A 25,778-nucleotide genomic window follows, 5' to 3' on the forward strand; every position below is an offset into this window, starting at 1 on the left:
GTGGAGAAAAACAAGTGATACATTTTTCGATTTAGGAAACCTTACGAAACAATTGACTAAAAGAAAACAGTATCGCTTGTCTCCATCAAAATACTAAGTCATGGCAGTATTAGACTGGCTCGTCATCGGCGGCTATTTCCTTGTGTTATTTGCGATTGCCGGATGGGTAATCTCTAAGAAACAAAAAGATTCCGAGGATTATTTTCTGGCTGGCCGTAATGTCGGTTGGTTTATTGTGGGGGCTTCCATTTTTGCTTCTAACATCGGCTCGGAGCACTTGGTGGGCCTTGCCGGAGCAGGCGCAGAAAGTGGGATGCCGTTGGCACACTACGAGCTGCATGCTTGGATTGTCTTACTACTAGGTTGGGTGTTTCTGCCCTTTTATGCGCGTAGTGGGGTGTTTACGATGCCGGAATTTTTGGAAAAACGGTACAACGAAAAGGCACGCTGGTTTCTATCTGTTGTGTCGTTGTTGGGATACATCCTTACCAAGGTATCTGTCTCTATTTATGCTGGAGGGATCGTCTTTCAGGCCCTTTTGGATATTGATTTCTGGACAGGAGCGATCTTAACCCTCGTCATCACCGGCATTTATACGGTAGCAGGGGGAATGCGGGCTGTGGTCTATACCGAAGCACTGCAAACGGTGGTGCTGATTGCCGGTGCAGCAGCGGTTACGCTGATTGGTCTGAACCACGAAGCGATCGGAGGCTGGACCGGCTTGAAGGGGATTGTGGGGAGCGAGCATTTCAATATGTGGAAGCCGATGGATCATCCACAATATCCCTGGACGGGGATGGTTTTTGGTGGTGCGATTGTGGGAATTTGGTATTGGTGTACCGATCAGTATATCGTACAAAGAGTCCTTACGGCTAAAAACCTTACAGAAGGGAGAAGAGGTGCTATTTGGGGAGGTTTTCTGAAAATCCTTCCCGTATTTCTGTTTCTTGTCCCTGGTATGGTCGCTTTTGCGCTAAGCAAACAAGGAGTGCTACAGTACGAAAGTCCCAATGAGGTACTACCTGTAATGGTGCGCACTCTCTTGCCTGATGGTTTTCGGGGGTTGGTAGCAGCTGGTTTACTGGCGGCTTTGATGAGTTCGCTGGCTTCAGTGTTTAACTCTTGCTCTACCTTATTTACCATCGATATTTACAAAAAACTGCGCCCGGCATCCTCTGAAAAAAAGCTAGTGTCGACGGGTAGAATCGCCACTGCGTTCATTGTCTTACTGGGTTTTGCCTGGATTCCGGTAATGAGAAATGCCCCTGGAACCTTGTATGATTATTTGCAGTCGGTACAATCCTACATCGCGCCGCCTATTACGGTGATTTTTTTGTTGGGCATATTTTACAAACGGATGAACGCCAAAGGAGCGATGGCTACCTTGTATGTCGGGTTGGCTATTGGTATGTTCCGGCTGGTATTGGATACCATTACCACTTTCCAGGGCACTGCATTTACAGGTTTCCTGGGGAGCATTGCAGCGATTCCTTTCTCTCATTTCGCGATCGTTATTTTCCTGATTTGTGTGGTGATAATGGTTAGTGTAAGTCTGCTTACGGAGCGCCCTTCAGAGGCTCGATTGGCCGGACTCACCTTTGGGACGCTGAGCGAGGAGGACAAGGCTGATAACAAGGCGAGCTATAATTGGGTAGATATTACGGGCTCCATTTTCATTATTATTGTGATCATCGGAATTCTATCCTATTTTACGGGATAATTTCAAAACAATAATGGGCAATGCCGTAATTCTGGCAAAGTCTTTAACTAACTACTCTCAGTATGGAATCCTCTTCCAGGTTTACAGTTTTTTTAGCGGTTGTGGTGTCGCTTGGCGGCTTTCTCTTTGGTTTTGATGCTGGCATCATTTCTGGCGTAATGAACTTTGCCAGTCCTTTCTTTGAATTGACGGACTCACAAGACGGCAGTATTGTGGCGGCTCCTACTATGGCGGCTATGTTTGCGATGCTGGTAGCGGGGCGTCTGAGTGATCGAATTGGGCGGAGAGTGGTATTGAAAGCAGTCGCTTTTCTGTACGCATTATCGGCAATATGGTCTGCTTATGCAGGTTCTTACGAGGCACTGTATGTTGCAAGGCTAGTTGGTGGATTGGCCTTCGGGGCAGCTTTGATCATTGCGCCTACGTTTATTGCTGAGATTTCTTCGGCAGCGAAGCGTGGTTCATTGGTGTCTATTCAGCAGTTGAATATTGTACTGGGTTTTTTCGCTGCATTTCTTTGCAACGCCTATCTCAATCACCTAAACAATGATCCGGCAAGTAGCCTTACGGACGAAACTGTTTGGCGATGGATGTTGGGTGTAGAGTTTGTACCTGCGATCTTATACTTTGTACTGTTGTTTTTTGTGCCGCGCAGCCCACGGTGGCTCTATCTACAAGGCATGAAAGAAGAAGGTCAAGAGGTGTTGGTCAAGCTCCATGGTTCAGCTATTGCCAAGCAAGAGGCAGAAGATATTCAAAAAAGTATCCGGGAGAATAAAAACACGGAAAAGCCCAAAATCAAAGACTTATTTGCACCAGCGCTCAAGTACATTTTGTGGGTAGGAATTGCCATCGGCATACTACAGCAAGTGACAGGTATCAACGCGGTATATTTTTACGCTACCTCTATTTTCAAGCAAACAGGTATTGGTACGGATGCTGCTTTTGCATCTGGCGTATGGCTCAGTTTAACGACAGTGATTTTTACGATCATCGCTATCTTCCTTATCGACCGGGTTGGGCGTCGGCCTCTTTTACTGGCGGGTATTGGGGGTATTGCTGCCAGTATGTTGCTTTGTGCGTTTAGCTTTAGCCAGGCCACTTATACCCTTACGGAAAACGATGCAAAATCACTGACGGAAGAAATCGACGTTGCGGCATTGACCCCTTATTACGGGCAAACTTTTACCAATGATCTGGATTTTAAGAATGCCATGAAGGGCGCTATTGGTGAACAAGTTTACAAGAAATACGAAGGAGATATTCTGGAGAAGGCTACCAAGATCAATGCCGTCTTGGTGATGATTGGTATTCTGGCGTTTATCGCTTGTTTTGCTTTTTCTCTTGGCCCAGTCATGTGGGTGATGCTTTCAGAGCTTTATCCCAACCAATACCGAGGTCTAGCCATTGGCTTCGTTGGGTTTATCAACGGTTTCGCCAGCTGGCTGATTTCGCGGATATTCCCATGGGAGCTTGCGACCTTAGGAAATGCGACGACCTTCCTGATTTATGGGGTGATAGCTGCCGTCGGTTTCTTCCTCTTTCTAAAGATTTTACCAGAAACCAAAGGCAAAACGCTAGAAGCTATTGAGGCGGAATATACCAGGTAAGTGTACCTGGTGTCAGGTATTAGCTAACCGTAGTTCGGACTCCAGCCCGAGCGTAAAATCCACGCTCGGGCTGAAGCCCTACGGTTGGGACACATTTCAATTATGTAGGCTTGTCGTAGTCTCCAGACTACGATACTTTATCTTTCTGGCCTCCTGACCAGCGTAAGATGGGGTAAAGCTGATTGCTGGCCGGGAGACCAGCGGGATAGTTCGGAAACTAACATGAGCGATAATGTTGGAAATTAAGATTTTCTCCAATATTCCACCTCTCCGAGGTGTTTTTTGATCCTAAACAACCGTAGGGCTGCTCCGAAGGAATGGCTATGCCAAAGCTCAAGCTAAGATTACATTTAGTGCCTAAGGCATTCGTTATAAGAGTTTGTTAGACCTACGTCATGTAATAGTTAGGCAGCGACGTTTTCTTACAAGCCCTGCTAAAAATCAATTTCTAATGATCAAAAACCCTATACTGCGAGGCTTTAATCCAGATCCTTCGATTATTAGGGTAGGAGAGGATTACTACATTGCAACATCTACCTTCGAGTGGTTTCCTGGTGTACAAATTTATCACTCGCGAGATTTGATAAACTGGGAGTTGGTGTCGCGGCCGCTGAACCGAAAGTCGCAGTTGGATATGTTGGGCGTGCCGGATAGTGGTGGCGTTTGGGCACCTTGTTTGAGTTACGATAATGGGACCTTCTATTTGGTCTATTCCAATGTGAAATCCTTTCAAGGCGTCTGGAAAGACACCCCGAACTATTTGGTGACCACGCAAGATATCCTAGGCGATTGGTCGGAGCCCATTTTTCTCAGTAGTAGTGGTTTTGATGGCTCTCTGTTCCATGATAGCAGTGGCAAGAAATACTACCTGAGTATGCTGGTCGATCACCGGAAAGGGAAGTTTTTCGGGGGCATTGTTTTGCAAGAATTCTCTGTTGCGGAACAGCGGTTAATCGGCACTGCACAGGCTATTTTTCCGGGAACGGAATTGGGGCTTACCGAAGGGCCACACCTTTACCAACGCAACGGCTATTACTACCTCATCACTGCGGAAGGAGGCACCGAATACGGGCACGCTGTGAGCATGGCGCGTTCTCGGCATTTGTTAGGTCCTTACGAGGTTCATCCCAATAATCCCATCATGACGGCAAGGGGTAATCCCGAAGCTCCTTTTCAGAAAACGGGTCACGCCGATTTAGTGGAATCCGCAGTTGGAGACTGGTATATCGTTGCCCTCGCGGGGCGTCCGCTTTCTCGCAAAGGGCGCTGTATATTGGGTAGGGAAACAGTGCTGGAGGAGGTTGTTTGGCACAATGAATGGCCACAATTAAAGCAAGGAAATAAGCTGGTCAGGGAAAATATTCCCTTATCAACAGAGAAGGGAAACCACTCGGTATCAAGCGATACACGGATAGCATTTACGACGAAGTCCCTTGATATCAACTTTCAGTCTTTGCGTATTCCGATTACAGAAGATTGGTGTACGTTAGCAGACCGCCCAGGTTTTCTCCGCCTTTATGGGCAGGAATCGTTGAGTTCTTTGCATCGTCAAAGTCTACTGGCTCGGCGATTACAGCATTTTAATACAGAAGTGGCTACGGCGCTTGATTTTCAGCCCCGAAGTTTCCAGCAAATGGCGGGCTTGGTCGCTTATTACAATACTTATCACTGGTACTATTTACTGGTACAAGGAACTGACCAGGGAGGCCGTGAGCTACAACTGTTGCGCTGTGATAAATATGTTACTGAAGAGATGCTGACAGTTCCGGTACCCTTGCCAGACGAGGGCGAAATCAGGTTGAAATTGCTATGGCAACGTTCGGCTATACAGTGTTTTTACGCGCTGGATGGGGCTGGTTGGCAACGCTGTGGCCCGGTATTAGACGGCAGTATCTTGTCGGATGATTACGTGCGTGATGAAACCAATCGCTATCGCCCGGCCTTCACGGGGGCTTTTGTTGGCCTATGCTGTCAAGACCTAAGTGGCCAGAACCATTACGCAGATTTCGCCTGGTTTGAGTATCAAAGTATTACGACATAACGGCGAAATGGCCTTCCGAAAAAATGATGTGGCAATGTGTTTTCGTGCTGTTTCCGGAAAGTGTCCAGTCAACTGTGTCTAACTAAAACTGTCGAAATGTATCTACTTGATAACCAGTAATAAAAAACTCTGCGTCTCTGCGTCTCTGCGCGAGACACACTATTGGGGATACTCCCTGTTTCTGTGATAAAAATTAAGTAATACAAAAAAAGAACTATGTGGCTATGTGTTAAAAAAAACCTCGCTTTCGGGTTGTTAATCCTGTTAAGCAGCTGTCAGCCTAATCAACCGGTAGAAGAAAACACCTCTTCGGAGCCAACGGAAGAAGTACGCGCCCTGGCGAAATTTGAACCCGCCGATGGGAAATGTATCCTCTTTGTAGGTCAAGACCTGGAATCGGTAGGTGGTTTGGAAGATTACAATGACGGCTATTTCGATCACTTTCCCACACCAGGAGGTTTTACCATGTATTCGGGCATCTCCCCCGGTGATACCTCTTTTGGCTACGTGATGAAAGGCTTGGATGGCATTTGGGAAACCGATGATTGGGGCGATAGTGATAATAACATGTCGCTTCAGTTGGGCGATGAAGATTTTAAACATTCTGCCCTGGCGATTGGCTTTTGGATGGTCAATCATGAAGGAGAGATTGCCCGCGGTGAGCAAGATGAGATGGTAGACCGTTTTGGGGAATGGCTGAAATCATTGCACCCGCGGCCGGTATTTTTACGAATAGGTTATGAGTTTAGTGGCTCATGGAATCATTATAATCGGGAAGATTTCATCACGGCCTTTCGGCGAATAAAAGACAGGTACGATGAGATGGGGGTGACCAATGTCGCCTACGTCTGGCAGTCGCACGGAGCCGATGAGCCTTTAGATTTGTTAGCATCATGGTACCCAGGTGATGAGTATGTTGACTGGTGTGCCTACTCTTTCTTTTCCCGCTGGGAGGAAGCCAATATGGTGGAGTTTGCCCGCCAGCATGGCAAACCTGTTTTTATTGCGGAAGCTACTCCCACCATTTCTACTGCCACCACCAAAACGGATGGCAAAACGAAGGAGACCATTCTTTCTGATCCAGCGAAAGCAGAGGAGGCTTGGGAGCATTGGTTTGTGCCCTTTTTTAAAACCGTTAGTGATAATCCTGATGTTGTAAAAGCGGTAAGTTATATCAATTGCCATTGGAAATCGCACCGAATGTGGTTTGATAACCCCACTTTCCAGGATGTTGATGCGCGATTGCAGAGCAGTGAGATGATTAGTGAACGATGGTTGGAGGAAACGGGTAAAGCCAATTACCTTAAAGCCTCGCCTATGTTGTTTGATGAATTGTGGGGGCTGGAAAATGATAGCGAATAGAGAAGACGTTTGTAATAATAGAACCACAAAAGCACTAATTTGGAGGGAACTATTGCTATCGAGTAGAACGTTAATGGCCAATACGAATACTTTAGTAGAATGATAGAAGATAACAAAATAGCCCTTCGTCCCTTAGAGGCATCCGACCGCAAAGCTTTTGCCCTTTTGGCAAACAACAGAAATATTTGGAACAATGTCCGCAACCGGATGCCTCACCCCTATACAGAAGAGGATGCGGATGAGTTTATCCTCCTGGCCAGTAGCCCCGATGGCCCTACTATTCGAGCTATTACATTAGATGGCACATTGGCTGGGGTAATCGGATTACATCCCGGGCAGGATGTCTACGAAGGTACCGCAGAGCTGGGCTACTGGATCGGAGAACCTTATTGGGGGCTCGGCTTAGCATCAGCTGCGGTAAAGGAGATGATTTCAATAGGATTTCAGAAACTGAACCTGCGGCGAATTTTTGCATCAGTATATGACTACAACGTGGCTTCTATGCGGGTGTTGGAAAAAAATGGTTTTGAAAAAGAAGGCGTAGCAAAAGCAGCAGTACTCAAGAATGGTAAGGTATTTGATGAGGTGAAGTATGGATTGTTGCCGTAGGTAGTAAGCTGATGATAAAAGCGTATGACACTTTCAGGCCTTAGCCAAAATTCGGCCTGATTTGACAGGCTATAGCATATAAATTATGTGGTTGGTCAGCACGGATTTTGATGATCATCAAAATCCATGCTGACGCATGTCTCTACGCTCCTTTATTTTTCGCTAGTACCGTTATCCTCTGCCGTTGTCTCCAATTCAAAAGGCTTCCGCGGTATCATCTCATCCCGCATGGCTGTATGGAATACAAAAGAAGCAATGATGGTAGCTGCTTGGGCCAGGTCGGCTTCTACCAGATGATCCAGATTATCCATGTTGGAATGGTGGGTACGCGCAAAATAAGCCATAGGCTCTTGGATAAACTGAAAGCCGGGGATACCAACAGCATCAAAGGCCAGGTGATCCGTGCCGCCAGTATTGGACAAACTCAGCGTGCTAGCGTCCAAATCTTTGAAAGGCTCCAGCCAGGCCCGAAAAATGGGCGCTACAGCGGCATTTCCTTGCATATAAACACCCCGGATTTTACCAGTACCGTTGTCCAGATTGTAGTAGGCAGAGATTTTTTCCTGCTCGGGTTTCAAGCTTTGTGGCGTATTGTTATCAGGTGGAAACTCCGCAAAATGTTCTCTGGAGTAGCCACGGGATCCAAACAAGCCCTGCTCCTCGCCCGTCCATAGCGCCAAGCGTAGGGTACGGCGGGGCTGGATACCACTTTCCTTAATCGTTTCCAGTAAAATGCGGGCTGCTTCCATCATCACCGTAGAGCCAGCGCCGTTGTCGGTAGCGCCGGTGCCAGTATGCCAAGAGTCATAGTGAGCACCAAACATGACCACTTCGTCTTTCAAATCGGTTCCGGGAATCTCAGCGATGATGTTGTGCTCCATCCCGTCCGGGTTGGTATAGTGAGCCTCCAGCTCGACACTGAGCTGTATGGGGATACCGCGCTGGAGGTTTCGGAAAATTCGATTGTAATGCTCTACCGCCAAAGTGAATTGAGGCACTACTTCGCGATCCACATTTTGGGCTCTGCCTTCCGCCGTCCGGGCGCCGGATACAAATACGGTACCCAGATCGCCCTTGTAGCTCCGGGTCAAAACAGCCAAAGGCTGTTCTTCGCCAAGAAATTGCCAGAGCTTCTGGTTGAAAGTAAAGCCACTTAGATCACGATAATTGCGGCGTGGACGTGGGGTGGGTTCAGGAGCATTCGCCAGTTCCAACAGGCTTTCGGCATCATGTCTTCTAGCGGCTGGCTCAAAGAGTTCCTCCACTTGGCGCGTCGTGTCGAACAACACAAACTTCCCTTTCAGTTTTCCTTTGTAAGCGGCCAGGTCTTCTTCTTTATTTGCCTGGAGGTAGATGACCTCTCCGGTGCCCTTTACTGAAGGAGACCAAGCTTTGGGGTAGGCAATGATCGGCCAGTAGCCGGGCCCGTTGGCGTGCATTTCAAAATGAGTCATTTCCCAGCCACGTCCAAAAGGGCCCCAGCTTTCCAGATGTACGTTGGCCATACCCCATTCAGTGAGGGTATTCTGGGCCCATTCGGTAGCTTTGTCCAGCATTGGCGAGCCAGTCAGTCGCGGGCCGTAGACATCGGTGATCCAGCCCGCAATTTCCATAGCTTGGCTTTGGTCCAGACCATGTTTGCGGATCAGATCGTTGATGTCCTTGTTCACCTCTTCCTGGGCAGTAGCCATGGTGAAGATCGAGGTCAACAAAAATACGAGCACTAGTAAGCGATTAGTCATAATGCATGATTAAGTCAAGTGAAACAATGGTGTTAAACCTCCTAAAGTTAGGGTAAAATCGGAAATGGAAATGGAAAGAGAAGTGAAACGGGGCAGGTAATCAGTAGAAGGAAGGATACTAACGACTTATTGCACAATAAAGACCTCTCGGAAGGAACCCGTTTGGCTGTTATGTACTTCAACTACATACCATCCTGGTTCATAGTTGCGTACATCGATCAGTGTATGGTAGGTAGATTGTTCTTGAAGGTATAGGGGCATGATAGTTCCGTCGCTTCTGCGGATGGAGATATTATCAGCATCGATGTTTTGAGAATCAACAGTAAGAAAACTACTAGTAGGGTTGGGGTAGAGGTTGATTCGTATAAGTTTAGTTGTGCTATTTAGGGCAATGATTTCACTCTGACTGCGCTCTCCCGAAAAATCAATTTGGGTAAGGCGATAATAATTCATTCCAAAATCAGGGTTAGTATCCGTAAATTGATAGTTAATGGTGTGCTGACTATCACCGCTACCAGCTACTTCGCCGATGGTATTGAAGCTTTTGCCATCAATACTGCGTTCAACCATAAAAGATTGGTTGTTGTGTTCTGTGCGGGTCTGCCAGTAAAGCTGAGTGCCATTGTCTGTGACTTCTCCACGGAACTCAGAAAGTTCTACAGGAAGCAGGCTGAGGTCAAAAACGCCATTCCAGACGTTGCCAAGTTGTATTCCATCTACAACCATCATGTTACTACTAGCTGCTGGGGCATTGATCAAAATACGACCGATTTGATCAGGCAAACCTGTTCCATTCACAGTGGTTGTTAAAGCTGGCGAAGCTGGCTCTTGAGGCATGAAGTCAGGGCTGATGTACACCTTGAGAAGGTCGTTGCCTGCGACTACAAACTCGTATTTCAAAACCACATGGTAGACGGTAGCTTCAGCAAAAGTAGCAACGCTGGTAACTTGGTCGGCTATGGACTGCGTCGTTAAGGCGGCTTTTATCACACCATTTAACTGGTCTTTATAAAAACCAAATCCGGCAAAAGTACTCGCGAAGGCCTCCTTTTCTACCGCCATTTGATAATCAGGAAAAGTAGGTAGCTGGCTCTCATTGTCAATTCGAACCAGGAAAGACAGGTAGGCAGCACCACTGGCAAAAGAGGTTGCTAATAAGTTGTCGCGACCAATATTTCCACCGCTACTCTGTAATTGCAAGACCTGCCCGTCGGCGTTGTTTTGCGGGTAATCGGCGAGCGTCATAGCATCAGTAATCACTTGAAAGTTAGCATTGCCGCTCCATTGATTCTGGTTGTTGAGTGTGCCAAGATTGAGGTCGAAATCTTCGTTGAAGTTGTCTTGGGCAATGATGGTTTGCTGAAAAAGGAGCGTAATAAGAACCGCGAAAAGATATTTCATAGTAGTACATTTCTGAGCTAGATTTTGCCATAGCATGCTGTATAATAATCCTTGTGTCACCTTTGGCCTATCCTTCGTTCGTTTAGTACGAACATTTAGTGCCTAAGGCACTAGTTGACTGGATGAGCCACGGATATGACGGATTGAATAGGGTTTATACGAACTTTAAAGCCGTGAAAATCCTATTCAATCCGTTAAATTTGTGTTCTATCCGTCCTGATTTAATTCAGTACAATGGTTTTGGTATACTGCTCACCAGCTTCGGTCTCCAGGCGTAAAAAGTACTGACCTTTAGGATAAGAAGCTACGTTTAATTGTATTTCCCCGTAAGGGAAAAGCAGTGTCTGGTTTTGGTAAATTACCTGCCCACCATTGTTGAGGAGAGTTACTTTGCCTGATGTTTCGTTATCCAACATGTTGGTTTTTACAAATAAGCGGTCAGTTGTAGGATTTGGGTAGACACTTAGCTCAAAACCAGCGCCAGAAGTGTCGCTTTGTGGAACAGTAAAATTCTGGGTAGGGTTTACCCACTGGTCAAAAGTACGGGTAGCAATTACTGCAAACTCGACACGACTGATCTCCGCATTTGGCTGAAAGTGTGCGTGAATGGTAAATCCTAAACCAAAAGGATTTTGAGTAATGGAGTAGTAAACATTGATCAAATTAAGGTTCAGGGCAGCTTGTACGTGTCCGCGTAAGGCTGTAGGGATGTCGTTTGCATCTTCTACGTCAATGGTTTCGCCATCAACGTTTACAGTGATAGGGTCGTTAGCGAGAGAGTTGGCATAGTCCTCTAAGCCGAGACATTGAGCCAGGGTGTAGGCTAGTTCGGCGCGTGTTACGGTACCATTTACCTCAAAACCATTGGTGGCACTTGTCATCAAGGGGCTATTGTTTAGCTCCCCATCCCGCAAAGCAGCACCGATAGCCATTACGGATTCGGCTAGTAAGCTGGCATTGCCATTCAGCGTAGGAAATTGTAGTGTACCGGTTGGAGAAAGGTACTGACGAACACCTTGGCCCATCATTAGGTAATCGGCGAGCTCCAAGCGGGTTAATAAAGCTTCTGGTTCAAAATTATTACCATTGCTGTCCATCAAGCGGTTACTCACTGCCAGGCGAATAGATGCCTCGTTGGCATGACCATTTACATCATCCAGCCCGGTAGCACCGGAAATAACACTTTGGGTGATAGTCCCCTCTACGGTTTCAGGTAAGGCCAAGCCATTTAATCCTTCAATGCTTAGCGTCCAGGTACCGGCTTCGGGGCTGGCTACAGCTACGCCGCGTCCAACACTCAACGTAAAGGTTACAGGAATACCTGCACTATAACGTTGTCCACTAGGTGAGAATAGCACTAAGTTCAAGAGGTTGCCGGTTTCACCCAATACACCACCAATAACGGTCTTGGCTTCCAGTGTCGTCGTACCCGAAGCTACTTCAAAAGTAAGTTGTTCGGTATCGCCAGGGAGGTACTCTACAGTAAAGTTTTCCGTAGTACTTGCTGTTAATACATTACTGTTAAAGTTGCGATTGATATTTAAAGTGCTTCCGTAATTGCTGGCATTGCCAAAAATGGTGTTTACCGCAGCATAAGCGTTTACGTAGCCTGCGCCTACTTCCCAACCTGCACGGCCAGGAATGTTAGTAGCCGTCTGTTGTAGTATAGCTTTTACTTCGTAGGGGTTTAGCGTGGGGTCTGCTTCCAGCATCAGTGCTACAATACCAGCTACGTGAGGTGCTGCCATAGAGGTGCCATCAAGTGTCGTATAGTAAGGCAGGTGGGCAGGTTCTATTGTTTCAATATCGTCGGGGGTACCCAATACACCAATAGGAGAAATAGCTCTGGTAGAAATAATTGCTTTTCCTGGCGAAGTGACCGTAGGGCGATCCTCCCAAGTGAAAGTCTGACCATCAACGACCACTGTGCCGCCTACGTCGGCACGACCACGTGAAGAGAAATCCGTCAGACGCCCCTGCTTGTCGCCGGCAGCAACACAAATTACCCAAGGGGCTTTTTTATAGTTTCCTGTTATCGTTCCCGAGGAAGCACCAGAGTTGCCCGCCGAGAATACAATTACAATATTACGATCTGTACATTTTTTTGTGGCAACGTTGATAGGATCAGCAGGGTTGAAATCTGTGCCTGCATCGCTGGTTGTACCCCATGAGTTGGTCACTACCCGGATACCATACTGGAATTGCTTGACAATAGCATAATCAAAGGCAGAAAGGACATCAAGCAATGCTACTGCTGCACCTGCACCGTAGCCAATAAGGTCGGCGCCAGGGGCTACTCCTTCATAAAGGCCCTGTGATGCCATGCCAGTGCCTCCTACAATACCTGCTACGTGGGTGCCGTGCCCTCCGGCAGCGTCGGTATTAGGTACGTCTTCAATAGGCGTATAAGGCAAAATACCAGAATAGGAATTGAGATTGGCATGGGCTGCAACGTTTTGAACCAGGTTAGCACCAAATTCCAGATCAGGGTGGGTGCCATCTACACCGCTATCGTTAACGATGACTCCTATCCCCCTGCCTGATACGGGCAAACCCCCATTCTGAGCGGTGATGATAGGGTCGGTCCTTAATTGGTCAACACCGGTAATTGCTGTCGCACGATTGTTTTCGTAATCGATATCATAATTCAAAAACAAAGAACGTACACTGGGGTTAGCAGCGAGCGTGTTAATTTGTGTTGGGGTAGCGATCACACCTGCAATAGGTAGTGATTGCAAGGTAGCTCCTTGGGTGATTCCAATAGATTCAAGTAAGCCAAGGTTAGCAATACTAGGAGCATCATCTCCGTGAAAGGTTACGACTACTTCTAAAGGCTGGCCTAAATTCAGTGCTTCGGTAAGTTGAGGGGCAACAAAAGCTTGTGCTGTGGCCAGAGATAAAGAAGAAAGAAAGAAAAAGAGAATAGTTAGAAATCGCATGGTCGTATATGTTTGAAGTAATTAATAGTGATGTTCAAATTCTATGCTTCAAAAATGCGATCTCTCTCTTCCAAATAAGGGCTGGTGTGATATTCACGATCGTATGGGAAAAAAATAACGACGATTTTTATTTTCACTAGTTTACTTGGGATAAAGCGAACATATTTGCGGAAAATTTGCTATTCCCTATTCCCAACTAAAACATTTTATTATCGAAAATCCATCCAACATACAGCCAGTCCAACCTGGAAGCTTTCGTAGCGAGAACCATTGGTACCCTAAAGCACTCAATGCTACTATTCATCCAATGGTGAGTTTTTTCCTTAATCTTTCCAAAGAGAGGATTATCACTCGCTATTGTCATCTTCACCCAATGGTGAAACGAGCAAAATTGGAAGAAGTCCTGGACTATGAGTGTAAATATTTTCTGTGGAGTGGCGCGGATTTGATCAATGCTACTTCTGCTACAGGAAAACGACAGATGGTCATCCTTGAAAACAACTCTTGCCCTTCTGGACAAAAGTCGATGCCACTCCTGGATGACAATAAGGAAGACGGCTCTTATCGCCTCCTCATTGAACGTACCTTCAAGCCTTTGTTGAAAAAGAAAAAAGGTATGGGAGAAGGTAGACTTGGCCTGATCTATGATAAGAACTTCATGGAGACCTCCGGTTATGCAGCCGTTATTGCAGATGTTATGGAGGAAGAGGTTTTGCTCATTCCTTATTATAAAGGAGAAGCTAATACCCACATTAAAATTGAAGAAGACTGGGTATACGTTAAACAGGGCGGCGAATGGGTGCCGCTACGGGCTGCTTTTCGCTATGTTACCCAAAAACCCTGGAACCGACTTCCACTACAGTGTAAAACCAAGTTGCTCAACCCTATTGTGGCTTGCTTGGCTGGAGGGCGTAATAAGATGGTAGCGGCCAAAGCTTACGATATTTACAATACAGAGTTGCGAGAGTGTGGGTTGAAAATCAATATCCCGGAAACGATCTGGGATGTTAGCAGAGAAGAAATCCCGCTATGGGTGCAAAAACTAGGGGGCCAAGCAGTAATAAAGATTCCCTACAGTAATGCAGGACAGGGCGTTTACACGATCATTAGTGAACAGGAGTTAGACAGCTTTATGGAGCTGGATATGGAATACAAGCGCTTCATCGTACAAAGCTTGATTGGCAACTACAATTGGAGCTCTACCAGTAGTGCAGGTAAGTTTTACCACGTTGGTACAATTCCTACCGCAAAAGGAGAAACTTATGTAACTGATCTTCGTCTAATGGTGAGCAGTACCAAAGACGGTATCAAACCATTGTGTGTCTATTCGCGCCGGGCAGCAGAACCCCTCGCGGATCAGATCAGCAGTGGTAGCGATTCGTGGAGCATGCTTGGTACTAACCTTTCTATCAAGCACGCAGAAAATGAATGGGGCTCGGATACCAATCGTCTAATGTTGATGGACCGACGGGATTTTAATAAACTGGGGCTTGGTCTTGATGACCTTATAGAGGCTTATATTCAAACCGTATTGTCCACTATTGCTATTGATAAAATGTGTAAAACCCTCTACAATAGTAAAGGTAAATTTCGGATGCGTCTTTTCAAGTCATTGAACAATGACCAGACGCTACTGGATGAAATTATGTTATGATAAAAGCACAATACAAGGTACTCGTCCTGACAGACCATCGAGGGCATAGTGCCGAAAATTCTATCTACGCTTTGCTGCGGCAAATGCGTACTCATCCCCGTTGTGCGGGGATTGATATTGCCAGCCGATCGTGGGCTGGAAATGATCCGTTTTTTAATGGACAAACAGGACAAGAATTAGAGGCGGCTACGGTCACCGATTCTTTTTCCTATACCATAAATGGCGACCATCTGGTAAAAAACCTCAAGACGGTTAGCCCGCAGGATTATGACCTCGTCTTCTTACGGCTGCCCCGTCCTATCAGTGATGAATTCCTGACTTGGTTGGCGGATCTTTTGGGTGGAAAAGCCATTGTAAACCACCCTCGTGGGATTTTGGAGACGAGCACCAAGCAGTTTTTACTCAATTTCCCGGAAGTAAGTCCTTCCATGCGTTTGTGCCATTCCACGGCTGATGTGCTGAACTTTGCAGCCAAGTTTCCCATCGTAATGAAACCTTTAAAGGAATATGGCGGGCGTGGATTACTAAAAATTGACGGTGACAAGCTGGACGACGGAACGACTATCCACGATACGGCGACCTATTTGAAAGAAATAGAAGATATCCTTCAAACGGATGGGATGTTGGCCATGAAATTCTTGAAGAATGTAAGCCAAGGTGATAAACGAATTATTGTGGTAGGCGGCCAGATTATGGCAGCATCACTACGGTTACCTGCACCGGATTCCTGGCTGTGCAATGTTGCCCAGGGAGGTACTTCGGTACCCACAGAGGTGACGCCGGATGAAGAAGCAATCATTGCAACAATAAACCCCAAACTTCAACAAGCGGGCATCCTTATTTATGGTGCTGATACCTTGGTGGATGATGAAGGTAAACGAGTGCTTTCGGAAGTTAACACCCTCAGTATTGGAGGTTTTCCGCAAGCCGAACAACAAACGGGCCGCCCCGTTATTCAACCAACAATAGATAAAATATTTCAGTATGCTGATGCCCACTATGCAGGATAACCTGCCGATGATTTTGGATTTCAATCTGGAAGATACTCCCCGGGGTACCAAGCGCAATTATTGGCTAAAAATCATCTCGGATGGTTTTGCCAACCCTATTTGTATTCCGGTCATGGTCGCTCGTGGCCTGAAAGATGGTCCCGTTTTAGGACTCACCGCTGCTGTGCACGGTAATGAACTAAACGGTATTCCGGTTATTCAGCGCCTGTTTAATGAGGTAGAAATTGAGGAGTTGAGTGGAACCATCGTTGGCGTGCCGGTGGTAAACGTACCTTCTTTTATTCGTAAAAGCCGGAGATTCAATGATGGTGTCGACCTCAACCATATTATGCCCGGCAAAGAAAGTGGTAACGTAAGCCAAGTTTATGCCTACCGTTTTATTGATCGCCTAGTGAAACACTTCGATTATTTACTCGATTTGCACACAGCTAGTCAAGGAAGAGTCAATTCTTATTATATTCGTGCCGACATGGATCATCCGGTAGTGAATAAGTTGGCAATGCTGCAAAATGCAGACATTATTGTGCATAACCCCGCTTCGGATGGTACCTTGCGCGGGGCCGTAGCAGAAATGGACATTCCAGCGATAACCTTGGAGGTTGGTAACCCGAATACCTTCCAGAAACGATTGATTCGCAGTGGTATTACGGGAATACACAATGTCCTTTGTCACCTGAAAATGGTAGACGATGAAATAGAAATACCTGCTAAACCTACCGTTTTATGTAAGTCTTCTTTTTGGATCTATACCGATGTGGGCGGATTACTCACCGTTTGGGTAGATTTACGGGAAGAAGTGAAAAAAGGCCAGCTAATTGCAACAATTAGAGATATATTTGGCCATAAGATTAAGGATTATCTCGCACCGTCAGATGGCATTGTCATTGGCAAAAGCGTAAGCCCGGTAAATCAAACAGGTGGGCGTATATTACACCTTGGAATTCATAAATAAAGTTTTAGAGCATGAGCAAGCCAAAAGTGATTAAGGATTACGAAAAACTTCCGGAGGAAGTAGTCGAACAAATCAAATTGGTCTATCCACGGGGATTTAGTCAACACTTGATCTCGTTTGTCAACCGAGATGGTGAACGTAAAATGGGACTGCCTTTCGAAACAGAAGATTATTACTACCTGATTCGAATGACGCCCGTTCGGGCGAGTAATATCATCGAAGAAGATGATGATTACGATGACGATGGTGTCCTGAAAGCAAAAGCGAAAGCAAAATACACCGACAAGTACGATGACCTCGACTTTTTGGATGATCTCAACGCTAATGATGACAATGACTTGGGTGATACCGAAGAATTAACCGATGAACTCAGCGATGAATTGGCTGATGAAGCGGGCGATGACTTTGATGATTAAACACTCTTGATAGTGCTTGCTAGAGGTATTGACGTCATAAGCGTCAATATCTCTAGCTTTCACACGCTGTCTCCCACGCCTTTAGGTTGATTCACGGTGTGTAGATTTCAGAACTTCGGTTAAAATCAAGGCCTATCTCCAAAGGAATTATCTATATCCTGATTGCGACCCTTTCTTTTGCTATTATGAATGTGATGGCGAAAGAACTCTCTGAAATGCATCCCCTCCAGGTCGTGTTTTTACGTGCCTTTGGCTCCTTTGTTTTTATTTTCCCCTACATGGTTTATCGGCGTATAAGTATAGTCGGCAGCAACCCTAAAATATTGCTTGCCCGGTCTTTGGTGGGGGTAGTTTCTCTGGCGACATTTTTTATAGCTCTACAACGAATCCCGCTGGGGTCGGCAGTCTCTATTCGTTATCTAGGGCCTATTTTCGGAGCTGTATTGGCCTGGTTTTACCTCAAAGAGCGAGTAAGCCCTTTGCAGTGGATCAGCTTCGCCATCGCTTTCCTCGGTGTAATAATCATCAAAGGCTTTGACCTCAGAATTGATTACCTCAGCCTTGGTCTCATGCTTACTTCTGCCTTTTTTCTGGGCATGGTATTTGTCCTTATTCGTTACCTCAGTGATAAAGAACATTACCTCACGATCATCAATTATTTCATGATCGTCTGTATGCTGGTAGGCCTTTGTTTTGCCCAATATTGGCGTATGCCATTGGCAGGTGAGTGGCCTTCCGTGATTGGCATTGGTATTTTTGGCCTTATTGGCCAGGTCTTCATGACCATCGCCTTTAAGCACTCTGAGGCCAGTGTGCTGGCACCTTTCAAGTACATGGAGCTGGTGTACGCCCTCATCTTGGGCTACCTCTTTTTTGGCGAAGGTTACACCTTGCTACCTATGCTGGGGATTATTCTTATCGTTATCGGAATGGTGCTGAATATTTATGGGAAAGAGAAGTATTCGCCGAATAACTAACAATGTATATGAATATTGCTATAGCATTATTATTTCACAACTCATTCACAGCTTCTTTACACCTGGTTAGACCCAAAGAACTATACTTCCTTATATTTTTGTAAAAAAAGAATGAATAAGGCTTATTTATACACGCAGATCTATCCGTTGTTTTTTATAGTGGTTTTTACCACTTCTTGCAGTGGGCAAGAAAGGCCAAATTTATCAAAGGATAACCCACTAACCACCGAATCACTCTTTGCTATAAAGACCTATTCTGATTCACAGATAGCGGAATACATCCGTAATATCTTTGAGGATGAAAACGGGCACCTTTGGTTGGGTACCAATGGTTATGGAGTAGCACACTATGATGGAGACAGCGTTTCTTATTTCTCCAATGCACAAGGATTTAATGGTCAACAAGTCACAGGCATCACAGAGGACCCCGAGAAAAATATATGGTTTGCTACCGACCAGGGCATTGTGAAATACGACTGGTCAAGTAACAAGGATGGTGGAAAACAATTTACCAATTATACAGACCAGCAATATTTCGGAGGCCAACGATTCTGGAGCATCTTCGCGGACAGTAAAGGTAATATTTGGGCAGGCTCCGTAGCAGGCATATTTCGATTTGATGGGGTAAATTGGGCGCCTTTTAAGCTTCCTTATCCTGAAGAATTGACCGGCGAATTCATCACCCAAGGGACTACTTGGTCGATATCAGAAGATCGTGCGGGCAATATGTGGTTTAGCACAAATGGCTATGGCGCTTTTAAATATGATGGTCAATCATTTGTCCAATACACGGAAGAAGATGGACTGACCGACAACAGCGTTGACAACATAATGGAGGATAGCAATGGGGATATCTGGTTTGGAACAAGGCATGGAGGAGTAAGCCGGTATGATGGCACGACCTTTACCAATTACACTGCGAATGATAGTATTGGCAACAATGAAGTTTGTGTTATTTATGAAGACAAAGAAGGAAATATCTGGTTCAGTTCTGAAGGCTTTGGCGTGTATCGCTACAATGCCCGTCTGCTTGCCAGCGGCTGGCAGGGAGCGTCCTTTACCAATTACAGGGAAAATCAAGGCCTAGGAATCAAGGCCGTACAAGCCATTTATGAAGATAGAGAAGGCCGGCTTTGGGTTGGCGGCGGCGGTGGCCTTTATCAATTCAATGGTGAGTCCTTTTTTAATGTTACCAAGAATGGACCTTGGAAATAAATAAGCAGGCTTTCGCCGAAAGATACCCGTTACTAAATGCTCCAGGCCATTTAGCAACGGGTAGACCCTCTACCTATTCCCCCGCTGCGCATTGCGCATTCGATCTTTCTCCGTCTGGTTGAATTTGTAAACGAAAGTAAAAGTAAAGCGAGCACCGTAGCGCCGGCTACTTTGCTCTAATTCGTAACTCGTGGTCTTGGCAACCGAACGACGAATGCTGGAATCAAGTAGGTTGAACGCGCGGATACTCAGGCCGATTTTATCCTCCATAAATGATTTGCTCAGGCCCGCAGACAGTTCCGAAAAGGATAGTGTACTCACCTGTGCCTCATTGCGAGGCGCTACATAAAGGTAGTAGAGTTGCACCCGCAAGTCTTTAGGAAGCCGCAGGTTGCCAGATAACCGGGCACGCCAGCTGGTGCCGTCGGCAGAGAGGTCTTGCCCCTCGTAGCTACCCTCATCTTCGAAGTGGTAGAAGTTGAAATCAGTGCTCAACTGCAAGGCGGCAATAGGCTGGTAACTCGCCGTGAATTCTATACCGGTTTCCCGTAATTGGTCGATATTGATGGGAAGCAAGACAAAAAGGTCATCCTCGGTACGATCAAGGAAAGTCTGGAAAGGCTGGCTACTGCTACGGTAATAAAGGCCCGGATTGAAGGAGTATTTATCATGGCGATGGGTGAAGGTAAGTTCATAACCATTTGTATAAGTAGGGTCGAGGGTTGGGTTGCCGGTTTGGAGTACGTTGATGTCGCGTACCTCATTGAATGGGTAAAGACTCCACAAGCTGGGCCGGTTGATGCGTCGTGAAAAACTGGCCTGGATACCACTGTTTTCGCTAATGTTGTAGGATAAAAATGCGGAGGGAAACAAGTTGAGGTATTCCTTGTTTTGGGTGAAAGTATTTTCGGCATCTGAAATGTCGATTTGGGTATACTCACTGCGCAAGCCTACTTTGTATTCAATCTCCCCCATTTTGTTTTGGTATTCCAAATAGGCGGCACCGATAGCCTCCGTATAATCAACTTCGTTGTCAAAATCGCGGAATACCTGCCATTGGTCATCTATCTGGTTCTCGGCGAGGTAGTCGTTGGTGACGATGCGGTTTTCCAGTTTAGCGCCAAACTGCACCTTGCCCGTTTCCCCTAAAGGGTAAGAGTAGTCGGTGGAAAGCACATAGTCGCGGCTGCCTGCTTTCGAATTGGTGCGGATACCGGTAGCAACATTTGCGGGTAGTTGATCCCCAAAAGTGCTCAGCTCCCAGTCTTTGTTACTGTTCCAGAAGTCATACTGAAAATCAATGGTCCACCGTTGCCCTGGCTGCTCGTAGGTACGGGTGTAGTTGGCTTCTAGCTGGTTGTAGTCGCGCCTTTCCAGCGAGTTGCCTTCGCGCAGTAGGGTAGAGGTAGCTTGCTCTTCTTTGAAATCATAACTTAGGGCGGTGAAATCGGTATCCTTGGTGTCGGCCCGAAAAAAGGCGAGAGTGACGCTATTGTCATCGTTCCAGTAGTAGTCGCCGCCCACGTAGAAAGAACGCCCATCGTCGTGGCGATCTTCGCGCTCATCTTTCACCAATCGGGTGATCTCACTACCAGAGAAATTCCGCTGATCAGAGGTATAAATGCCGTTGTAGTCGGAATAACGCCAGCGGTAATTGGCAAAAAAGTTAAGCTTGGGCCCTTTGTAGAGCAGGTTGGGGCGAACCATGTGGTTGGCGGGCGCACCCACTGTCACACCTAACTCTCCTTTAAAACCGTAGTCCTGATTTTTCTTCAAAACAATATTGATAATCCCCGCCGAACCACTGGCGTCGAAGCTGGCCGAAGGGTTGGTGATGACCTCAATACGTTCAATATTTGCACCATCAATTTGATCAATAGCATTGTTCATCGTCAGGCCAGTCCGGCGACCGTTCACCAATATCTGCACCTGACTACTGCCCCGCAGCGTAACGGTGCCGTTGGGGTCTACTGCCACTTGCGGCACTTGGTTGAGAATATCCAAAGCGTTGGCGCCCTGGGCAAGGACATCCTTGCCTACATTGAACACTTTTCGGTCGAGTTGAAGGCTGTACTGCGAACGTTCAGCCGTTACGACCACTTCGTCGAGCGCTACCCCTGTAGGAGCAAGGTAGATGTCTTCCAGTGCAAGCGTTTCCTTGTCTTTTTGCAAATCAAAAGCTTCCTGAAAAACCTGGTACCCCAAAAACTGAATTTCAACAGTATGAGGCCCCAGGGGGATATTGTCGAGTGAAAACTTGCCTTTTTCGTCGGTGATGCCACCCGTTATCAAGGTGCCCTCAGTGTCCATAATACTGATGGTGGCGTAAGCAATAGCTTGTCGGTTTTCGTCAAATACTTTGCCTTTGATGATCCCACCTTCCGTTGACGGTTCTGCCTGAGCAGAAAGCGAAAGAGGAAGAAAGAAAAGGAAGGTGAATAGTTGGATGAACAGTTTCATATCGGGTGTATTTATTCGTGAATGGTCGGTTGTTGACCAGCGACTTTCACAATTATCGGTGCTTCTTGCTTGAAGTAAAAGCAAAAGTTTGCCAACTGCTCTATGCGCTTGCCAACGGCGCATCGGAGGCCAAAGAATGTCCCTATATTTGATGTATGAAAAACCTCTGTTATATCCTTTTACCCATCCTGTTGGTGGTGGTTTTATCATCGTGCCAAGAGCGGGAAGACAACCCTACTTACGCGTGGCAAGAGGTAATGCTGGGCGATTCTACGGAATGGAAAGAGCTCTCTTACGATGATAGCCACTGGGATGGCCAGTACCAAGATCCTACGGGGAAGGGAATATTTTGGTCACGGATGAAGGTAAAACTCCCCAAGCAGGAAGTCATACGTAGAGGGTGTGGTATTCAGGTGTTTTCTACTGCTGCTTATGAAGCTTATTGGGATGGCGTTTACTTAGGTACCAATGGCCGACTCGGAGAAGATGGCTATTTCGAAATACCGGGCGATTACCAATGGTTCAGCTTGTTGCCCGATAGCTTGGTAGGAGATGGAGAGCACGTGTTAGCTTTGCGTAGCACTAAAGATTTCGAGCAACCTGGTCAGCATTCTTACGTTTTCTTTGACGATTACTTTAGGCTTACTCGCGGGTCGCTGCAAGTGAGCAAGTATATGTTTATGCTGGCAGGCTGCTTTTTGTTGACGGCCATCTATTTCCTATTCTTTTTTGCAACAGAACCCAAGGAATATGCTACCCTGATTTTTAGTGTGATTTGTTTTGTTTTCATGGGCCTCATTCTCATGGAATACCTGAAACTGTACCATGTTTACGCCTACCCTTTTCAGCGTACGCGTTTAGAGGTCATCGATGGGCTGCACTTTTCGCTGGGTATTTTGATCCCATTGTTTTTTATGACCCATTTTAATTTTCCGTGGAAACTTGCAGGTTTAGGAATCATTTTGGCCGTAATCGGTACGCTGGAATACAAGTACTATAGTCATTTTGATTGGATTGCCCGACAGCATTCAACCTTGGCTTGGGTATGGTCAGTTTTATTGGTTGGCTATGCGATCTACGAAAAGAAAAAAGGCGCAATGTGGGTAATGACCGGCTTGGTACTTTGCTTCATTGTAGTGAATTTTATGCCACGGATTCCCTATTACTATATGTCGTCTTATGATGTGAGTATCTTCATTGCTTTTGTGATTATTGTCCTCACGATGCTCTATGTAATGAGCTTGAAGCGCAAAGACGAACGTTTAGCTTACGAGGCATCCTTGGTCCGTTCGGAACGTCTGAAGAACGAGTTACTCAAGAAAAACATCAAGCCTCACTTTATAATGAATACGCTGACGTCATTGATAGATTGGGTGGAGGAGTCGCCCAAAGAGGGAGCCGCTTTTATTCATGCCTTGGCAGATGAGTTCGAGCTGCTCAATGAAATTGCCGATTATCAGCAAATCCCTATCAGGCAAGAAATTCGCCTGTGTAAAAACCACCTCAAAGTCATGGGCTACCGCAAAGAGATCAAGTACCTATGGGAGCAAGAAGGGATTGACCCCAACGACATCATCCCACCCGCTATCATCCATACAGCCGTGGAAAATGGGGTGACACATGGTTTACCCAATGAAAATGGAAATATAACCTTTCGATTAACTTATGAAACAACAGCAGCTTACCGCCAATACACCCTCACCACCTTGGCGCAGCGTAGACCTGCTTCAACAGCGGCAAAAAACAACAAAGCGGGGCAAGGTACCGGCTCACGCTACATCCGAGCCCGCTTGCAAGAGAGCTACCAAGGTCGGTGGGAACTGATCAATGAACCGACCGCCGAAGGCTGGCAGACGATCATCCGAATCCAGCACGTATGAAAATCCTGATCATCGAAGACGAGCATCGGATCGCACGCCGGATTGAGCGAATGCTGCGCAGTATCCTGGGGCAGGAGATTAAAGCTATCCAACATTGCGATGAGCTACGGGCCGGCCAAGAGGTCATTGCCAACCAAAAAATAGACCTCCTCTTTCTGGACCTTAACCTCAATGGGGAAGATGGCTTTGGAGTGTTGGAGTTGGTAGTTGCCGAACCCTTTCCTACCATCATTATTTCTGCTTATCGCGATCAGGCCATCCGGGCTTTTGAGTATGGTGTGCTGGATTTTGTGCCCAAGCCCTTTACCGAAGAACGCCTGGCGCAAGCGCTCCAACGTTTACAAAGAAGAGAAAAATCAGCAAGCTCTCTGAAGTACCTCGCTATTCAGAAGAAAGGCCGCCGTACACTGATTCCAATAGCTGATATCTATTATATCCAAGGGGCAGGTGTCTATACCGAACTTCATTTAAAGGACGACTCTACCGCTATTCACAACAAAACGCTGGAGAACCTGGAACTTCTCCTACCCGAGCACTTTGTACGCATCCATAAGTCCTACTTGGTATCTATGCAGGAAGCACGTGAGATAGTGATAGAACCCGGTAGCAAATACAGCTTACGCCTAAACAACCAAGTATTGCTGCCCATCGGACGGACGCGCTACAAGGAAATTAAGAAACGGTGGTTTGGGTAGGGGGACAGAGTAATGGTAAGACTAACCAATATTTGAAATAAGATTTTCAATATCTTGATCAGAAGTGATTGTACCCTCTATCCACTGCGTGATAAGTTGCTTGCCCGGAAATTTAGAACCTTCAGATAAGACTGTGTCAATAACTAACTCTGTGGTTTTGTTTTTATCATTTTTACCAATCGCTATATTGTCAAGCCACGCTTTTAAATCTATGTCTGCACTTGCTTCAGCAGGGTCTACCTGAATAATACGGATGGCTTTGTTTATACTCGGAAAGTAAGCATTGAAAAGAGGATTTCCATCAAATTCACTTTCCGTATTGAGGTAAGCGTGAAATGCTAGCCCTTTTTCTTCTGCTATGTTTTTGACATGACGCAGCCAGAAAAGTCTTGCCAATTGGTAAACTCTTTTATCCTCTAAAAAATTTGCGAATAGTATTTGTCCCATTTTATTTAAAAATTATCCATGCTATGAGTATACCGACCAACAACAAAGAAACAAAGGCAGTTCCACTGTATCTTTTATACAAAAAAGCATTATAAAGTAAACCCCTCTCTCTTTATGAAAATTATCACCTCTAACGAAAACTGGTTCAGGCGTTACACAAGTCTCCGGAATATTATCTTACTAACATTGCTGTTGGTGGTCGGTTACGGAACCTTTTTTGAAGGCGCTCCATTGATTATTAAGAACCTTGCCAGTTATGTGGGCCTCCCGGTGCTATTAACGCTGCTGGTTTTTGACTTTCTTCAAAAACCTTCCCTCTTTGAATTACGAAAAGGCGAAGGACAGTTAGCCATAGACCTCTACGTGCCAGACGCACGCTTCTTGTATTTTTACAACCCCAAGAAAAAAAGGACTATCACCATTGCTAAAGACACCCAGGTAAAGGTGATCGGCACCTACAAGTCTTTGCCTTGGCAGCGGAAGTTGCAGTTTTTTATCCAGCCCTCTAATGGCGAATTATGGACAAGCCCCAAACTCGATTTCAGCTGGGCCACCAAGGCCGATGTTGCGCTTGTACTGGAAACAGTGAAGCACCACAATCAGTAAGCTTAATAATTGTTGCTTTTTCTAGGCAAATTCATGAATTTG

Annotated in this window: 19 protein-coding genes; 14 read left to right on the forward strand and 5 right to left on the reverse strand. The window is 46.1% G+C overall.

Features of this window, described 5'->3' with window-relative positions:
• Positions 1–100 precede the first annotated feature (100 nt).
• The 5 genes from ACRBG0_RS07380 to ACRBG0_RS07400 all read left to right on the forward strand — a co-directional run bounded on the left by ACRBG0_RS07380 (position 101) and on the right by ACRBG0_RS07400 (position 7,342).
• Positions 101–1,720: a sodium:solute symporter gene (locus ACRBG0_RS07380; protein ID WP_431486266.1), complete on the forward strand. Its 1,620-nt coding sequence runs from the start codon at positions 101–103 to the stop codon at positions 1,718–1,720.
• A gap of 62 nt (positions 1,721–1,782) precedes the next feature.
• Complete coding sequence (locus ACRBG0_RS07385; protein ID WP_431486267.1) at positions 1,783–3,330, forward strand: sugar porter family MFS transporter; 1,548 nt, start codon at positions 1,783–1,785, stop codon at positions 3,328–3,330.
• A 451-nt stretch (positions 3,331–3,781) separates the two neighbouring features.
• Positions 3,782–5,371, forward strand: coding sequence for a glycoside hydrolase family 43 protein (locus ACRBG0_RS07390; protein ID WP_431486268.1), 1,590 nt, complete (start codon positions 3,782–3,784; stop codon positions 5,369–5,371).
• Positions 5,372–5,623: 252 nt separating this feature from the next.
• On the forward strand, positions 5,624–6,733 hold the full coding sequence (locus tag ACRBG0_RS07395) for a glycoside hydrolase family 26 protein (RefSeq protein WP_431486269.1): 1,110 nt from the start codon (positions 5,624–5,626) through the stop codon (positions 6,731–6,733).
• Between the two features lie 99 nt (positions 6,734–6,832).
• Positions 6,833–7,342: a GNAT family N-acetyltransferase gene (locus tag ACRBG0_RS07400; protein ID WP_431486270.1), complete on the forward strand. Its 510-nt coding sequence runs from the start codon at positions 6,833–6,835 to the stop codon at positions 7,340–7,342.
• A 152-nt stretch (positions 7,343–7,494) separates the two neighbouring features.
• On the opposite strand, the gene ACRBG0_RS07405 is transcribed toward ACRBG0_RS07400, so the two are convergent.
• The 3 genes from ACRBG0_RS07405 to ACRBG0_RS07415 all read right to left on the reverse strand — a co-directional run bounded on the left by ACRBG0_RS07405 (position 7,495) and on the right by ACRBG0_RS07415 (position 13,424).
• Positions 7,495–9,084, reverse strand: coding sequence for a M28 family peptidase (locus ACRBG0_RS07405; RefSeq protein WP_431486271.1), 1,590 nt, complete (start codon positions 9,082–9,084; stop codon positions 7,495–7,497).
• Between the two features lie 126 nt (positions 9,085–9,210).
• Positions 9,211–10,485, reverse strand: coding sequence for a T9SS type A sorting domain-containing protein (locus ACRBG0_RS07410; protein ID WP_431486272.1), 1,275 nt, complete (start codon positions 10,483–10,485; stop codon positions 9,211–9,213).
• A gap of 221 nt (positions 10,486–10,706) precedes the next feature.
• Positions 10,707–13,424 (reverse strand): S8/S53 family peptidase, encoded by a 2,718-nt coding sequence (locus ACRBG0_RS07415; RefSeq protein WP_431486273.1) that lies wholly within the window; start codon positions 13,422–13,424, stop codon positions 10,707–10,709.
• Positions 13,425–13,797: 373 nt separating this feature from the next.
• Between ACRBG0_RS07415 and ACRBG0_RS07420 the strand changes: the two genes are divergently transcribed.
• From ACRBG0_RS07420 to ACRBG0_RS07445, 6 genes are all read left to right on the forward strand, one after another.
• Entirely contained in the window at positions 13,798–15,078 is a 1,281-nt protein-coding gene (locus ACRBG0_RS07420) for a hypothetical protein (protein WP_431486274.1), read from the forward strand.
• Complete coding sequence (locus ACRBG0_RS07425) at positions 15,075–16,088, forward strand: ATP-grasp domain-containing protein (protein ID WP_431486275.1); 1,014 nt, start codon at positions 15,075–15,077, stop codon at positions 16,086–16,088. Before ACRBG0_RS07420 ends, ACRBG0_RS07425 begins: the two co-directional genes overlap by 4 nt.
• A complete protein-coding gene (locus tag ACRBG0_RS07430) occupies positions 16,063–17,040 on the forward strand; it encodes a succinylglutamate desuccinylase/aspartoacylase family protein (RefSeq protein ID WP_431486276.1) in 978 nt (325 codons plus the stop codon). Before ACRBG0_RS07425 ends, ACRBG0_RS07430 begins: the two co-directional genes overlap by 26 nt.
• Positions 17,041–17,051: 11 nt before the next feature.
• On the forward strand, positions 17,052–17,456 hold the full coding sequence (locus ACRBG0_RS07435) for a hypothetical protein (protein WP_431486277.1): 405 nt from the start codon (positions 17,052–17,054) through the stop codon (positions 17,454–17,456).
• A 149-nt stretch (positions 17,457–17,605) separates the two neighbouring features.
• Complete coding sequence (locus ACRBG0_RS07440) at positions 17,606–18,433, forward strand: DMT family transporter (RefSeq protein ID WP_431486365.1); 828 nt, start codon at positions 17,606–17,608, stop codon at positions 18,431–18,433.
• 111 nt (positions 18,434–18,544) lie between these two features.
• Positions 18,545–19,648 carry a ligand-binding sensor domain-containing protein gene (locus ACRBG0_RS07445; protein WP_431486278.1) on the forward strand — a complete coding sequence of 368 codons (1,104 nt, stop codon included), beginning with the start codon at positions 18,545–18,547 and terminating at the stop codon, positions 19,646–19,648.
• A 69-nt stretch (positions 19,649–19,717) separates the two neighbouring features.
• On the opposite strand, the gene ACRBG0_RS07450 is transcribed toward ACRBG0_RS07445, so the two are convergent.
• Complete coding sequence (locus tag ACRBG0_RS07450; protein WP_431486279.1) at positions 19,718–22,108, reverse strand: TonB-dependent receptor domain-containing protein; 2,391 nt, start codon at positions 22,106–22,108, stop codon at positions 19,718–19,720.
• A gap of 155 nt (positions 22,109–22,263) precedes the next feature.
• Between ACRBG0_RS07450 and ACRBG0_RS07455 the strand changes: the two genes are divergently transcribed.
• Both ACRBG0_RS07455 and ACRBG0_RS07460 read left to right on the forward strand, forming a co-directional pair.
• Positions 22,264–23,988, forward strand: coding sequence for a histidine kinase (locus ACRBG0_RS07455; RefSeq protein WP_431486280.1), 1,725 nt, complete (start codon positions 22,264–22,266; stop codon positions 23,986–23,988).
• On the forward strand, positions 23,985–24,683 hold the full coding sequence (locus ACRBG0_RS07460; protein WP_431486281.1) for a LytR/AlgR family response regulator transcription factor: 699 nt from the start codon (positions 23,985–23,987) through the stop codon (positions 24,681–24,683). Before ACRBG0_RS07455 ends, ACRBG0_RS07460 begins: the two co-directional genes overlap by 4 nt.
• A gap of 21 nt (positions 24,684–24,704) precedes the next feature.
• Here ACRBG0_RS07460 and ACRBG0_RS07465 read toward each other — a convergent pair whose 3' ends face one another.
• Positions 24,705–25,130, reverse strand: coding sequence for a hypothetical protein (locus ACRBG0_RS07465; RefSeq protein WP_431486282.1), 426 nt, complete (start codon positions 25,128–25,130; stop codon positions 24,705–24,707).
• Between the two features lie 114 nt (positions 25,131–25,244).
• Here ACRBG0_RS07465 and ACRBG0_RS07470 point away from each other — a divergent pair, with 114 nt between their 5' ends.
• The gene (locus ACRBG0_RS07470; RefSeq protein ID WP_431486283.1) at positions 25,245–25,736 is read left to right on the forward strand and encodes a hypothetical protein; all 492 of its coding nucleotides are present in this window, start codon (positions 25,245–25,247) and stop codon (positions 25,734–25,736) included.
• The last annotated feature ends 42 nt before the right edge of the window (positions 25,737–25,778 follow it).

The organism is Lewinella sp., from assembly GCF_050633125.1.
Classification (GTDB): Bacteria; Bacteroidota; Bacteroidia; order Chitinophagales; family Saprospiraceae; genus Lewinella.